Here is a 15,013-nt window from a genome sequence, read left to right as displayed (position 1 = left end):
ACAACGTTTTAGTGAAAGGCATGTAAGCCCGCGTCGAAAGACGCGGGCTTTGTCGTTATAGCAGCGCCGGGAGCTGCGACAGCAGCCACAGCAGCAGGCCAATTACGCCGCCCACCACCGTGCCGTTGATACGGATGCGCTGCAAATCCTTGCCGATATTTAACTCTACCTGGTGCGACATATCTTTCGCATCCCAGCTTTTCACCGTATCGCTGATATGACGGCTTAAAAAGTCCGAGAACTCTGGTGCAACGCTTATCGCCGCCTCTTCCATATGCTGATTCAGCGACGCCCGCAGCTGCGCATCCTGGGTTAAGGTTTCACCCAGCCACTGTGCGGAAGCGCTGACTTTGCCGTGCAGCACCGAGTCTTCTTTATCCAGATCCTGCTTCAGCCAGCTGCGTAAATCGCCCCACAGCTGCGCGATATAGCTGTTCAGCGTCTCGTCCTGCTTCAGGTAAGTTTTGATCTCTTCCGCTTTCAGCTGCATCTCCGGATCGCTGCGCAGCCGCTCGATCAGACGCTGTACCGCACGATTGAAGCCCTGACGTAGCTCGTGCGCGCCGTCCTGCTCTATATCGTTAAGGATCGATTTCACCGCGTTGGCCGCCAGCTCGGCACTTTTTTCACCTACCCATTCCGTCGGCAGCATCTTCTCTTTAATAGGATGCTCGCGCTTCAGCCAGCGCATCACCTGCTGCGCAATAAACTCGTGCGTGCCTGGCTTGTTGATCAGATGCAGCAGCTGGCTGATGGCGTCGTCCAGCAGCGCCTGATGACGATTGTTTTTGGTCAGGCTCTCCAGCACCAGCGCCGCCGACTGCGTCAGATCGACCTTATCAATAGCCTTGTGGATAGCGCGCCGCATAAACGCCTGGATACGCGAGTCGTCAGCCAGATCGAGAAAGCCGCGCACGACTTTCAGCAGATAGCCGCTGATGCGGGCGGCGTTAGCCGGTTCGCTCAGCCAGCGGGCGATGATCTGCGCCGGATCGTGACGGCGGATTAACGTCAACAGCGAATCGGTATTCAGGAACTTATCCTGCACGAACAGCGCCAGGTTATCGGCAATGCGATCCTTGTTGCGCGGCACAATCGCGGTATGGCGGCCAACCAGCGGGATCGGCACGCGCCTGAACAGCGCACTGACCGCGAACCAGTCCGCCAACGCGCCGACCATCGCCGCTTCCGACACGGCTTTTAAAGCGCCGATCCACAGGTTCGTCGGTCGCCAGAGGGGATAAAGCACGGTGGCGATAAACAGCAGCGCCGCGAAGCATAACAGCAGCAGCGGCAGACGTTTGGCTTGCGCCAGTTCGGTTTCTTTATTCATAAAAGCTTGCCTGCTCCCGGGCGGATTTAGCAAAAATTAAACGAGGCGGTTCTGGTCGGGCCTCAGTATAGCTCTTCAATGGGATCGGTTTTCCAGGTGTAGTTGCTTAACTGCCAGCTGTTAAAATCGACGAGGAAATGCGCCTGTTCGCCGTTGACGATATCGGTGACGATGCCTTCGTGTACGCTGCCGGTTTTCTCCCGCCAGCTGGCAATCAGCGCCGGCTGGCCCGCTTTTTCCTCCACGCGCAGCCAGACGCGAGCCAGAATCTCATCACCCTGTGCTTTCTGGCCGTCGGCGAGGATCAGTTGGGTGGTGGCCGCTGGCGTCATCATCAGCGTGGTTACCCACAGGCCGCGATCGGTTGTCTGGAAAAAATCACTGACTTTTTGCAGGCGGCCGGCGGTCAGCGGCTGCGCTTTGACGATGGCGTCCACCAGCGCAGCGTTGCCGAACAGACTTTCCGGCTGCTTAACGGCGCTGCTGGTTTTATCCAGAGAGAAGTGGAGATAGGGTTTGCCGTTGCTAAAATCGGAAAGGGCCAGCTGCAAACCCTTATCCATTTGCGTGGAGATAAATCGCGCCAGCGCGGGAACATCCGGCGCGGCAGCTTTCAGCCCGTGTTCGATGCGGGCGAAAATCAGCGAAGGATAATAACCAGACCAGACATAGCTTTCCTGCTGCTGCTGTGCCTGCTGCTGCCGACGCAGCTCGGCGATCAGCTTATCGATCTCAGGGCCGTCGGCGCCGATATCGATCAGGTAGCTGGCCAGCTCAACACGGTTACGGGGTGACTTAAAGGTGTTCAGGTTCGCTTCGGCAAACTGGCGCGCGCGTTGCTCGTCAAACTGCCGCACGTTGGTGAAAGCATCGGTCAGAATACTTTCGTCATAGCGGCCACTGCGATCGTCCAGCATTTGCAGCGTCAACGGATAAAGCGAGCGTTCCGCTTTCATCGCCTCCAGCACGGCCACTTTTTTATCATTGTTGAATGCATTGTTACCGAGGATATCGGCAATCTTTTTGCCCGTGTCATCCGCCATTACCCGACCAAATATGCCCCGGCTGGCGATAATCAGATGCAGCGCGTCTCTGAACTGATAGTCGTCGGAGGCGGGATTGAGGATGATGGCCATCAGGCGCTGTGTTTCAGCGGCGTTAAGATGGGGCTGGCTGCCGCCGCCACGGGCATTGTCTCTGGCAAAGCGCAGCGTCAGCGAGTCGAGCAGGGCGCTGGTGCGCAGCTCATCCATAACCCGATAACCGCCGCTGTTTTCATCGTCAAAGCGCAGCCAGCCGTTCACCTTATCGGTAACAATAGCCGTCATTTTGCTGCTTACGCCGGAGATACCGACAAAGCCCGCCAGCGTCAGCACGGTAGCGAAAACGGCGAACATGCCCAAAATCCATTTGCGGGTGTTATCCAGCACCGACAGGGTTTTGTTGATGGCGCTTTCGGTGATTTTTGCTTCAGCGTTATCAATTTTGTCGCTGACCTGTTGCAGCAGGCGAAGGTTTTCTTCGCGCAGCTTTTCCAGCTCGGCCTTGTGCTGCTGCGTATCCCGCTCTATCAGCAGCTTCGTTAGATCATGCATCGTTTTCTCACTACAGAAAAAGTTAACTGTTGGCGGTTAACGATAATGCAGGCTGGTGCCCGGAGATGCAAACCGTCGCGCTGTGGAGAAAAGTACATAGCGAAGGTGGCAACCGCAGCAAACTTCTGTAATTTGTTTATTTTTGCGGCGAGGAAAAAAGATGGATGCGAACATTATTGCAGTAGCCACGATTGGCGGCGCGCTGGCGCTGGGTGCCATGAGCCCTGGCCCGAGTTTTATTATGGTGGCGCGTACGGCGGTGGCGTCTTCGCGACGTGCAGGCATGGGCGCGGCGCTGGGAATGGGCATCGGCTCGATAGTGATTTCATTAATTGCGCTAATGGGCCTGCATACGCTGCTGGCGGCGGTGCCGTGGCTGTGGCTGGTGCTGAAGACCGGCGGAGGGCTTTATCTACTGTGGATGGCGTTTAAGATGTTCCGCCACGCGCGTGAGCCGCTGCATATGGAAAACAGCGGCAACATGGGGAAAAGCTTTCGCCGTGCCTTTTTAACTGCTTTTATTACGCAAATCAGTAACCCTAAAACGGCGGTGGTATTTGCCGGGATTTTTGCCGCGCTGCTGCCGAGCCACATTACGCCAGCGATGTACGTGGCGCTGCCGGTGGTGTCGATGCTGGTGGATGGCCTGTGGTATGCCTTTGTGGCCTGGGCGCTGTCCTCCAGCGGGCCGCGTAATACCTATTTGCGCTATAAGGCGACGTTCGACCGTATCGGCGGCAGCGTGATGGCCGCGCTGGGCATTAAGCTGATAGTGAAATAGGCAAGGCGGGGACTTCGAAGGCCGGAGGCGTGTATGGAAGAAGCGGTTTGCTGTGGGCCGCGTTTTTGTGTGAGGAGCGTGTTTAGAAACGGAGACGGGGCGAATTTTTGTGGCGCGGAGAGTGCGTCAGGGAAAGGGACGGATTTCTGTGGTGCACAGAGCGCTCTGTAAGAAAAGGGCCTGTTTTCTGTGGTGCCTGGAGCGCTCTGTAAGAAAAGGGCCTGTTTTCTGCGGTGTATGGAGCGCTCTGTAAGAAAAGAGCCTGTTTTCTGTGAAATCGGGGAATGTGCCGGGAACCCGATCGGATCGTAAAGAAGCAAAAAGCGTCGTCCCTGACAGCTCGGCCTGCGCCGTCCATGGCGCAGGACGCTTTACTAACCCGCTCGTGTTCCCGCCACTTCAAGGTTTGGCGTGGCCTGTAGGATTGATCGGGGGACGGCTGTGGCTTTGGCGTGGTTTATAAGTTTGGTCAGTGGGCTGTTGTGGCTTTGACGTGGTTTATAAGCCTGGTCTTTGGGCTATTGTGACTTTGACGCGGCCTGAAAGTCTGGCTGGTGAACGGTTGTGGGTTTGATGTGGTTTATAAGTGAGGCCGCTTTGGCTTTTGGCATTGTCTGCAAGCGGGAACGTTCGGCATTGTCTGCAAGGGTAGCTAGTGTTCTGCTGTAGCTTCGGTCTGGTTTACGAGCGTAACCAGGGGACGGCTGTGATTTTGGCGTGGTGAATGAGTCGCTGTAGCTTTTGGGCTGAAGTAAGGAGCAGCTTCTGCTTTGAGCACAACAGGACGCTTTCGCTAATCGGTTGATCTGTCTGTGCAGAGCGTGGAGGCATCTGCACCGTCCTTGGCGCAGAGGCTTGGTGATAATGGCCTAGGAGATAAACTGCTTGCTTTGTTTCAACACCAGATCGCAGGCTTTGGTTTTCACCTTCTTGCCTAATTCGGTGTTACCCAGGCTTTTCAGGTTTACCTGCTGATCGCTGCCGGTATTCAGCAGGCCCATCAGACCTTGTTTATAGTCGGTGGTTTCCTGTGCTTTCGCCGTGTCGGTCAGGCCCAGCTTGCTCAGCAGCTGATCCTTTACGGAACTCACATTGTTATTTACCACGTTGTTCTGCACGCAGTACTGCAACACGCCTGCGGCATTGGTCATGCTGTTAGCGCTGAGCTGCTGATTGCCGCCGTTCAGCAGGCCGGCCACTGCACCCAGCGACATACCGTTATTCTGCGTGGTAGTTGATGCAGAGTTAGCATTGTTCTGGCTCAGCGTGTTGGCAGCATTGCTGAGCTGATCCTGCCAGCTTGCGGCCGAAGCCACGCCAGCGAACAGGGAAGATGAAACCGTTAATGCCAACGCTATCTTGGTTGTTGCTTTCATTTTTATACCTTCTTTAAATTGTCCGGCACGACCTGTTCCCGGCGCGCGCCGATCTCCACAGTGGGACTGCGGGATTAGCCTGGAGTTCCGTATCGGGCGACAGCCCGGCTCGGCAAACCCGGCTTTAAGAGTAGTCCTGGAGCTGCTTATTCAGTAAGGCGCTCCGTCTTTATGTTGAAACTGCGGTTTGCCATCTTCTGTCATGACTAACTGTAGGTCGTCATCAGGATAGCTGACGCTGTCGCCAGCGGAACCTCCAGATAATGTACTTCCTCGCTGCCTGGATTCATCATCTGATGAGCATTGCCCGTTCTCGCTTTAAAACAGCACACATGCCGGGTGCCAGTTTCGTTTCGCCAGCGATCGGCACCGGGTGCCCGGAAAGGATATAGATAAACTCATCCTGCTTTGTATGCGAATGCCGCAGCGCCGACAGCCGCCAGGCAAAATGCGCGTAAGGTTAACGCCAAAGTTGCTAAGGCCAATCGCCAGGGCGATGCTTGATGTGTTGGTCGGCAAGTGCCGCAAAAGGCTGCGGATAAAGGGAAGGGCTGGTTACGGGAGTAGCTTCTGCTGCGGTGACAGCTGTGGGTAGGCTAAGAAAGGAGGAGTCGTGAGGTCGGAAGATTTGGAAGCGGCGGTCATAAAGTTTCCTTGTGACGATGATAAAAGCCAGGATAGACGTCAATACCGATAAGCCGCTTTCAGAAAGGTGAGGATGTCAGATAAATAGTAGTCGAGTAGCTGGCCGCGTTAGTGAAATGATAGACGTCTCCCTTAACGGAGAGATGGATGGCGCTGCTGTTTATCTGCATTTTGACGTTTTCGTCAGAGGTAGACAAAAATGACTTATATTTATCGCCGCTCCCTCTAAGAAATCGCTTTCCGCTACCTCAGAAGGAACGAGATAATATTGATAAACGTTCTTTGTAGTAGCGCCTGCGCTGCCTTCCGTTACGTACAGTGTAGTAGAGGAGTTGATCTGTTGTCGCTGTATAACCGACTCTTCGAAAGGCGAAAAATTCGCTACCTTCAGAATGCCGTATGCGACGATCGCCAGTAGTAATACCGCTATAACATACCGCTTCTTAAAATCCCGTGCGCTTCGCATAGTCTATCCCTGCTCTTATCCATGTTTGATCTTGAGGTTACGCCGTATAGGGCGGGGCGGGTGGTCCCATTTCCTTGTATGAACGTGCGGTTAAAACCACAAGGAGAGTGTATTTATTGTGCCGTGGTGAGTAAATGAGCAGTTGTGGCAAAATACGTGATAAAGCTTGAACGTGGCTTGAACGGCAAGGAAAGGGTAGTGCGTCTTTTTTTTAAGCAGTTGCGCGTTTGCCTGCTGATAGGGGTTGCGGAAACAGGGGGTAAAGGTATAATCCACAACGTTTTCCGCATACCCTTCAGTGCCGAAGTGGCGAAATCGGTAGACGCAGTTGATTCAAAATCAACCGCCGCAAGGCGTGCCGGTTCGATTCCGGCCTTCGGCACCAACAGTATGTAAATGGACCTCAACTGAGGTCTTTTTTTATGATTAAAATCCAGAAGTTACCCACCTTTTTCGCTATATTAACTCTCCCAGTGTCAACCGGCATCAACGTACATCTACCAACACATGTTGGTACAGATGATGGTATTTCCGGTTCGATAATGCTTGTACCAACAGGGAGGGGATAAGCATTGCCCTAACAGATATTAAAATCAGAACAGCCAAGCCAACGGATAAGCAATACAAGCTGACCGATGGCTCTGACCTGCTCTCTGGTGATTCGGTAAACTGATGAGCGTTCCTGTAGAAAAAGGCATATGGTGCTCAATTGTTAGCTTGTATAGAATAAGGGTATTCCTACTTTAGAGAACATGAAGTTATGAGCGCAATCACATTACGTAAAGCGTTGGGTGTACTTGCGAAGTCATCTTCGTTTTCAGTCACCACTGTAACACATCGTCAGAAAGATGAACTCGATCAGTTAAAAGAACAACTCTTTGTAAAACAAGACATTGAGACTGAATTGCAACGTTATCTCGATGTTGCTAAACCCGGTGAAATCATTTTTCTGTGTGGGAGCAGCGGAGATGGAAAGTCAGAAATTTTAGCCCGTTGCCAGTCAAATCCCCGTTATCAGCGGCAATTTAATTTCCACATGGATGCCACACACAGTTTTGCTCCTCGGCAATCAGCTATTGATGCCCTGAATAATCTATTTACTAATCATCATCAGCAATCATCCCCTCTTCTCATTGGTATCAACACCGGCATGATTGCAAATTTTGCCAGAGAAGGTGCTGAATGCCACCAAGCGATTCGATCTGCAATTGACTCTTTTTTATCCGCTCAGCAGAGTGCAAGGCGTCCTTATCAGAATGAGAATTGCATTTTTTTTGATTTTGAACATTATCCTAAATTTCATTTTGACGAAAATAAACAATACTCATCATTTATCAAAAAATTATTAGATAATTTAACTGGCGATAATAATAATAACTTATTCCAGTTTGTTTTTCGGAGAGATGAGGCAATCAATCCCGATCTGAAAGAGGTCGCGAACTTTAAATTGCTTTGTTTGCCGGGTGTGCAGAATGTTTTGATTACGCAACTTTTTAAAGCTCGATTAATAAAAGATCAATTTGTAACCACCAGAACATTGCTGGATTTCCTGCATCATCTTCTTATGGGGCCGGGATACTTATTTGATAACCTATTTATTGGTTCAGAAAATGATTTGATCAAAAAGGTCTCAGATTTCGATCCCGCCAGATTGCATACCTATGAACTTGATCAGTTTATTTTGCGCTATGAGCTTGGACTGATTGACAACGATCTCGATGATTTTTTAATTTCTCTTGAGACATTGCATATTAAGTTTGAACGCCAATGTGTTAGGTCTGGTGATGCGACCTCATTAGTCCGGCTGTTTTGGCTTCTTCAAGACGAATCTCTGGGGAATAATTACCATAAGAATTTTTCTGCATTCTTTAATGAATCGTTGTTTGAGCGTTACTCAGAAATTTGGCGTCTTCATAGAAATTATACTGGAGACCCGGAACAAAAAAAATTATTGAATCGTTTCTATAATTTTGAGCTTATTGCGGGTATACAGCGCTATGCTAACCGTAGAGCACCGGAATTAAGCATGCAGAAAGAAGAGTTTTTCCTGGGTGAGTTCGGTGGAGTAAAATTAACTGCGCCAGTAGAAATTAAGCCTGACTGGGACGCGATTCGTAATAAGAATACGGCCCATCCAACAGGTTTTGACGTTTATTTAAAGGTGGGGCAGAACGCACTTACTCCTGTTCATATTGGCCTTAATCTCTTTGAACTCTTGCACAAACTGAACAATGGCTATCGCCCGAATAAATACGATAAAAATGCCATAGTGCTATTGGATGAACTCGTAGAATTGATTACAAAACAGGCTAAATCGAGTAACGAAATAAAATTTTATGATGGTAGGACTCGGGTTTATCGCGCAAAGGCAGATGACGATATGATCACTATCAGCGGTATGGAGGGGTAATGTGATGTATCCCATTGCAACAGAATTAAAAGTAAATAAAAGCAATCCTCAACCTTGTTACCTTCCTGTGCGAAACAGCAACAATAATATTGATTGGAAATGTGTTACTGGGCTGGTGCTTAGTTACGCATTGAAGCGTAAGATTGAAGCTTACGATCCTAGCCAGTTTCGGGATGATTGCAAAATACACCTGCAAGAGCTGCTTGATGAGCCTGCATTCTGGTCAATGCTGGAGCGGATGTACTTTTCTAGCGCGGATATTTTTCGCATTTCACCTCTTTTTTTACTGTTTTACGCCCAGTTTGATGGTGAAAAAATAATCGCCGGTTCGATGGCGGACAAACGACTGGGCACACTGTTTGCCAATCTGATGGGGGATTTCAGCCTGAAATATCCTATACAGGACAAACTCAATTTCATAGAGCTGCAAATGTTGAATACGCTTAATGAAAAAATAGACTTTCTGGAAAAAAGTCCGTTTATCGAAGAGCAACCCTATCTCCCATATTTGGTGACATGTTTTCAATCTGATTTGGCGTTTCTGGAGGAACATCCGCAGTATCTGTTACAGGAACTGGCCAATACTTTGCGTTTGTACGCCTTTAGCTGGTGTGCTCAGCTGGCGCTCAATTTAGATAATTGGCAGGATGGTGAGCCACAAAGTAAATCATTATTCTTTATTCTCGATACAGAAAAAGCCAGCTCTGAACGGGATCAAATAAAACGTTTTGGGTATAAGTGGTTCGCCCGGCAAAGTGAAAAGCTTTTCCCGATACTTTCTGCGTTGGAAGTATTACAGGTAAAAGGGGAGAAAAAACGCCCTCTCTGGCAGGTGTATCAGGATTGCTTAAACTATTCTGATGATTCATCTCAACTCTTACGTGATCTCAATGGTTATTTGCAGGAGTTTATCGAAAAGCGCGAGCTTTCAGGATTAGAATATGAGCAAGAAGATACTCTTGAAGATGCCTTTAAAAAATTATTAACTGTTGCTGTTGAGCAATTTCAGGATAAAAAATCTGACCGCGCTTCAGTCAACCGTAAATATATCAACGAATTGGAAAGCCAGATTTGTGCCGACTTCATTCAGGTGCGCGGTCGGGCGGGAAAAGTATTGGTACTGAATCAGGATCGCCTGCTGTTATTGACCAATCTTACCGTTGGGAAAAATGACAAGCTCCGCCTGCATGAACTGCTGCGTGGTTTTGAGCAGCGTGGTTTTTATCTGGATAATCAGTCAGTACAAACGCTGGTGGCGTTTTATGAACGTATGGGAAATGTAGAGCGAATGAGTGACAGTGGAGACGCCGTGTATGTCCGTAAAACAGTTTGAAACTTTTCTTGCTGAAACCTTTATTGAGTGGGTTGGCGGCATCATCCAGCCGGGCGAACGCTACCAGTTCAAATCTCCCGATCCCGAAAATGCCTTAAAGCTTTGGGAAGCATTCGTTTCTTTGGCGGACGGAAATCAACTTGAGATTGCGCCAGAGCAGCACGTTGATTTCCTCTCATGCAATGGTATTCAGCTGATTCCGGTGCTGCATGGTAACGAGGCTCCGGCATTCACAGAAAACTATATTTCCCATCTGCGTGACGAAGTGGCAGGGCGTAGCGGAATTTTTGCCCAAACGGCGCTGTTAATTATTCACAACAGTATGCTGGATACCCTGATTAACAGCACGAAAGACGTGGCTGCACCGGATGCTATCTGGTATCCGCAAACCTTCAGTCATCAGCTGGAAAGGCTTATTACCACCGATAGTAACCGTTCGGACTTATCACGCTGCCTTCTGGAGGATCAACGGGAAACGGTGCTGGAAGAAGGGGCTACTGTATTTGGTTTCTCGTCACTGTATCGTCTGCTTGATGATGGCAACCTGGATTTTTCAGAGCTTCAATTGTTCAAAGATGATGAGCTACTAAATTATAGCCACAAACAGCTTCGCAGCAGACTCAATGAAAACCGGAAATTATATCGCCAGATTGAAGATAGTGTTGAACGCTACAGTGGACAGCTGGAGAATGTGCTGGCTGAATTTAGTACTAAATTCATTCAGGAGCACTTCGTCGATAAAGAAGACTGGCGTGAGCTTGATTTTGCCGACTATAGAAGAGAAAAAGAACAGAATAGTGAACAAAAACTGGTGCTGGAAAACATCTCCGTTGAAAACGGTGAATTTTGGCAGCGTGCTAAAAGCGCGAGCAAGGCGGGCAAACGTGACATCAGCCTGCTGGTGCAGGTACAGCCCGGACAATCAAAAGCAGAGTTAGAGTTCAGCTTTCAGGGGAACGATCTTCAGGACAGCCAGATTAAGATATCCCATCATCGGCAGCTAAAAAATACGTCTTTCTGGCGCACTAGCCGGGCGGGAGGAAAGACATCACGCATTATGGCATCGGTGCCCTTTGACGGGCGTCCATGCTTTTTTAGTCTTGAACTGACCAATCGTAATAACTCAGCTGAAGAATATAAGTTTCGACTGTTATTAGTTGAGCAGGGAAAATTCTGGCTAAACGATATTCAGCACAGCTATCGTATAGAGCCTGGTAAAGGGCAAATAACACTGCAACTTGAAGATAATACGCTGCGTATTGCCGAATCTGGCGATCTGACCTGTATGCTAGATGACGAGAGCGAAGACATCGATTGCCAGCATTATGCTCAAGTGAATTTTGAGAAACTGGCAAATCAAAGTGACCTGGTTCAGTTTGCGCTCATTTCTGGCGATTCTCGTTTGTCGTTTAACATCGAGGGACCAGGAGCCGAGGAAGGACTAACGCTGCCCCTGCTGTTTGATCAGAGTCGTTTCAATAAGTTGTTTAAAGAAGCGGGTAATGCAACCTGGAATCGACTGAAGAGTCGTATCATTCTTGATAACATTGAGCACAAAGTCGTTGGTGTTCGTCAGCAATTATTACAACTGGAAGCTTCATTAATTGAGGGGCGTCTTCTGGGTACCGGAAGTGACGGTACTGATTTTAAAATAGAAGAACTTCATGCCAGCTACCCCGAGCTACATAACGCCTATGAGCAGTTATTTGCCTACTATCAGCAGCGTAGTACGCTGCCTAGCCTGGTATCATGGTCGGCAGAATACCGCGCGGTGGTCAGCAACATCATTGCCATCTTTGAACAGGCCCTTCAGCAAATCAGCCTGAGCAGAGCACTGACGGCTCGGGAAAAACGGCTTCTATATGTTGGGATATGCCGTAGTGATAACCATGAACGCCTCTCGCCGCTGCATCCGCTAGTGCTCGCCTACCATTTACAACTTGCTGAAACGATAATTGATGAGTCGGAAAAGCACGCTTCAGCTTCATTTGCCACTCTACCGTCTATTACCCTGGATCGCCTGATGGTTTCAGGCTTAATGCCATTTGTTTATCAGAGTGAGCATGAATATGCACAATTGCAGCCAGTGGAGGAAAACCGCTTCTGGATTGATGTGATTCCTCAGCGGCAGGTCAGTCATGACTATGTTAAACGTCTGGTAAAAGACAAACTTAATGAGTTCACAGATGCTTATGCTCGGTTGTTTCAGAGTGCCGGAAACAATGCGTTGATTATTAATGCCATTAATCAAGGGAACGCTAAAGAGTTATTTTTGGGTTTAGTGGATTATTTTAAGCAGGAAAGAGAGCACGCTATTTCGGTGCATGTGAACTGCTACGATGAACGCCTTCTTCCCAATATGTTCGATCACTTTGCTGAAAGTGGCAGCTATGAACAGCTAAAAAATGATCTCGATCTGAACAGCGGCGTATGGCGGGCAGAGGCAGATATGTTGATTGATCTGCTACGCAGCCGTTTAACATTCAGCAAATTTGTCCTGCCTTCAGAAAGTGACAAGCTGGCCTATGCGCATCTGGCGTTTTTCACCAACACAGTACCTGTTGATTGCCGACAGATACGTATCGAAGATGCGTCCAGCGGGGTGCTTTGCCATGGACTCATCGCTGGTGAAGGAGCTGAAACACAGGGGGACGCATACTTTACCGCGTTTGGCCTGCGTGACGTGGACACCGAGCCCTACATCGCGCTGCGTCTTGCGCAATTAATCGGCTGCCTGTGGCAACCTGCACGTCAAAGCAACAGCCAGTATCATGGACAGGGGATCGGCTTAGCCGTAAGCGGTAATTTTAAAAAGCTGCTTAATTACTCATTTAACAGTGCGCTCTGGACCACGATCATTGATCCTAAAGTCACTCTCGACTTTTTCACCAGCCAGAAAGATGTTGTTCTTATTCATTATTCTGACCAATACACCAGTTGTGCAGGCTATGATGCCGTCACCGTCACGAAGCAGGTTGATTTGTTTCTACGCTTGCTCCAGACCGGAAGCCAGCCCGGGCAATCCACCGTTGACAGTAATCATCTGCTGGCTGAATTTAACGCGTTCAATGGCGAATGGCTGTTGAAAATGCTGCGCTCCAGTGAAAGAGAGCGTAAAGAGAAACACGGCATTATTGGCGCGTACAAGTTTGTACAATCAATGCTGCGTGAATCTGATATTTGCTGGGTTCCATTATCGGTAGCTGAAATGATTCGCGTGTCCGGCAATGTCGGACTCAAAATGAAAGAGAGCGATTTATCGAGGAATTTGCAGGGGTATCGCAATGGCGCGATCTCTGATGATGTGCTCTTTGTCGGATTCAAAGAAAACTGCCTCTATCTGTTACCGCTGGAAGTGAAAACCGGGGCTCGACCAGACTATAGTTACGCAGGCCAACAGGCTCGTGAGTTAAAACGTTACTTACAGCAAGATATTCTGGAGCCTAAAACGCTGGCATCACAACTCTACCGAGCGCTTTTTATACGTCAGGTGCTGATGCAGGTGGAGAAGTTGCGTTTGTACGGCGTGCTCGACAGCGACAAACTTGTCCCCTTGATTGATCGACGCGAATGGTGGTTAACAGGCGACTATCAGTTAGGTCAGCTTGCGGATTATGCAAACGGCTTCGTGGTAGCACATGTAGACAGCGCAACTTGCTTTGATATCTCCTATAAAGAGACGGTAGATAATATTTTACAGATTGAAATCCCTTATTCACTGCTGCCTTCTCTAATCACTGCTCAGGGAGATCAATCACCGCTAGCGGAACGTTTCCAGGTTCCGGAAAAATATCGGCTTAAGCCAGAATGTGATGTAAGTCCGTTACAACCAGATGTGATTGTAGAAAACACTGAGTCGACACCTACACAACAACCCGTTTCGGAACAACAGCCCTTAAATTCTGAAATTACAAAAACTGCACCAGATATCATTGATACTCCATTACAGATATTGTTCGGTCACGATGCTGTGCGCCAGAGCCCGTTGTATTGGGAGCCAACGAATACGGCTAAGTTCATGAACACCAATACCGGGATTATTGGCACAATGGGTACTGGAAAAACTCAGTTTACAAAGTCTTTAGTTACTCAGCTGATGCGCAATCAGTCCTGTAATGTTGATGGCAAACCGATTGGCCTGCTAATTTTTGACTATAAGTCGGACTATGTAGATGACGCTTTTCTGGAAGCAACAGGCGCTAAAAAGTATAAGTTATTCAAACTGCCCTACAATCCACTCTCCCTGTTTGGCGATACGCCAATGCTACCGATCCACACTGCTGGTGGACTCTCGGAAACAATGGCGAAAGCTTATGGTCTGGGCCATAAACAGCAACTTAAATTAGAAAATTTGATTCTGGAATGCTACGAAGCTGCGGGTATTTCACCTGAAGATCCTTCTACGTGGTCAAGAACTCCACCAACCATTGAAGATGTGTGGCAGCGCTTTATTAATCAGGAAAAAGTTGAAGAAGATTCTCTTTATGCTGCGTTATCCAAATTAGCGCGCTACAAGATATTCGAGACCGATCCTGAGCGGATGACTAGCCTGTACGAATTGATCGAGGGAGTAACTGTGATCGAACTGGCGGGTTATCCACCAGAAGTTCAAAACCTAGTGGTTGCGCTCACATTAGACCTGTTTTACGCGCAAATGCAAAAGCGTGGTAAGCCGATTGTTAGAGGAGATTATCGGCAACTCACCAAAATGATTCTGGTAGACGAAGCTGATAACTTTATGCGTCAGGATTTCTCAAGCCTGCGAAAGATTCTTAAAGAGGGTCGTGAATATGGTGTAGGGATTATCCTTTCAACCCAAGAGATTACTCACTTTAAGACTGGTGAAAACAACTATGCTTCATACATTTTAACCTGGGTGATCCATCGTGTTTCTGAGATTCGTAATGCAGATATTAAAGCTGTATTTAATGTAGATGATAAAGGCGAGCAAGAGTCATTGATGGGACAAATTCGGCAGCTTGAAAAGCATTTTAGCCTGTATGTGGATGGAGATAAGCGGGTTAAGAAAATGCGGGATCGTGCATTTTGGGAGCTGATATGATTCTATTTATGA

General features: G+C 48.6%; 7 protein-coding genes, 1 tRNA gene and 1 pseudogene. 6 read left to right on the top strand and 3 right to left on the bottom strand.

Translation table 11 applies throughout. From position 1 onward, the window contains the following. Nucleotides 1-55: 55 nt before the first annotated feature. Both ACMGEE_RS09950 and ACMGEE_RS09945 read right to left on the bottom strand, forming a co-directional pair. Nucleotides 56-1,333, bottom strand: coding sequence for a DUF445 domain-containing protein (locus ACMGEE_RS09950; protein WP_253458035.1), 1,278 nt, complete (start codon nt 1,331-1,333; stop codon nt 56-58). A gap of 62 nt (nt 1,334-1,395) precedes the next feature. After that, a complete protein-coding gene (locus tag ACMGEE_RS09945) occupies nt 1,396-2,928 on the bottom strand; it encodes a hypothetical protein (RefSeq protein ID WP_394149569.1) in 1,533 nt (510 codons plus the stop codon). A gap of 160 nt (nt 2,929-3,088) precedes the next feature. Here ACMGEE_RS09945 and ACMGEE_RS09940 point away from each other — a divergent pair, with 160 nt between their 5' ends. Further along, complete coding sequence (locus ACMGEE_RS09940; protein WP_370734974.1) at nt 3,089-3,709, top strand: LysE family translocator; 621 nt, start codon at nt 3,089-3,091, stop codon at nt 3,707-3,709. A gap of 869 nt (nt 3,710-4,578) precedes the next feature. Here ACMGEE_RS09940 and ACMGEE_RS09935 read toward each other — a convergent pair. Further along, nucleotides 4,579-5,085, bottom strand: a complete 507-nt coding sequence (locus tag ACMGEE_RS09935) for a YjjA family protein (protein ID WP_436829982.1) — start codon at nt 5,083-5,085, stop codon at nt 4,579-4,581. A 1,411-nt stretch (nt 5,086-6,496) separates the two neighbouring features. Between ACMGEE_RS09935 and ACMGEE_RS09930 the strand changes: the two genes are divergently transcribed. The 5 genes and pseudogenes from ACMGEE_RS09930 (at nt 6,497) to dptH (ending at nt 15,001) form a co-directional block, all read left to right on the top strand. Next, a tRNA-Leu gene (locus ACMGEE_RS09930) sits at nt 6,497-6,581 on the top strand. A 186-nt stretch (nt 6,582-6,767) separates the two neighbouring features. Next, nucleotides 6,768-6,845 (top strand): annotated as a pseudogene (locus tag ACMGEE_RS09925) (Arm DNA-binding domain-containing protein); the annotation flags it as partial. Between the two features lie 111 nt (nt 6,846-6,956). Then, a complete protein-coding gene (gene dptF, locus ACMGEE_RS09920; protein ID WP_436829981.1) occupies nt 6,957-8,606 on the top strand; it encodes a DNA phosphorothioation-dependent restriction protein DptF in 1,650 nt (549 codons plus the stop codon). A gap of 4 nt (nt 8,607-8,610) precedes the next feature. After that, nucleotides 8,611-9,939 carry a DNA phosphorothioation-dependent restriction protein DptG gene (dptG, locus tag ACMGEE_RS09915; RefSeq protein ID WP_436830009.1) on the top strand — a complete coding sequence of 443 codons (1,329 nt, stop codon included), beginning with the start codon at nt 8,611-8,613 and terminating at the stop codon, nt 9,937-9,939. Then, a complete protein-coding gene (dptH, locus tag ACMGEE_RS09910) occupies nt 9,920-15,001 on the top strand; it encodes a DNA phosphorothioation-dependent restriction protein DptH (RefSeq protein WP_436829980.1) in 5,082 nt (1,693 codons plus the stop codon). The genes dptG and dptH overlap by 20 nt, the downstream gene beginning before the upstream one ends. The last annotated feature ends 12 nt before the right edge of the window (nt 15,002-15,013 follow it).

The organism is Erwinia artemisiae, assembly GCF_051400835.1.
In the GTDB taxonomy this organism is placed as follows: domain Bacteria; phylum Pseudomonadota; class Gammaproteobacteria; order Enterobacterales; family Enterobacteriaceae; genus Erwinia; species Erwinia aeris.
Note: the sequence above shows the minus strand (reverse complement) of the source record. Positions and strands in the feature narration are given on the sequence as shown.

Excerpts from the sequence above, each read along its gene's own strand:
- ACMGEE_RS09950 (WP_253458035.1), bottom strand. The coding sequence starts at position 1,333 with ATGAATAAAGAAACCGAACTGGCGCAAGCCAAACGTCTGCCGCTGCTG.
- ACMGEE_RS09945 (WP_394149569.1), bottom strand. The coding sequence starts at position 2,928 with ATGCATGATCTAACGAAGCTGCTGATAGAGCGGGATACGCAGCAGCAC.
- ACMGEE_RS09940 (WP_370734974.1), top strand. The coding sequence starts at position 3,089 with ATGGATGCGAACATTATTGCAGTAGCCACGATTGGCGGCGCGCTGGCG.
- ACMGEE_RS09935 (WP_436829982.1), bottom strand. The coding sequence starts at position 5,085 with ATGAAAGCAACAACCAAGATAGCGTTGGCATTAACGGTTTCATCTTCC.
- dptF (WP_436829981.1), top strand. The coding sequence starts at position 6,957 with ATGAGCGCAATCACATTACGTAAAGCGTTGGGTGTACTTGCGAAGTCA.
- dptG (WP_436830009.1), top strand. The coding sequence starts at position 8,611 with ATGTATCCCATTGCAACAGAATTAAAAGTAAATAAAAGCAATCCTCAA.
- dptH (WP_436829980.1), top strand. The coding sequence starts at position 9,920 with ATGTCCGTAAAACAGTTTGAAACTTTTCTTGCTGAAACCTTTATTGAG.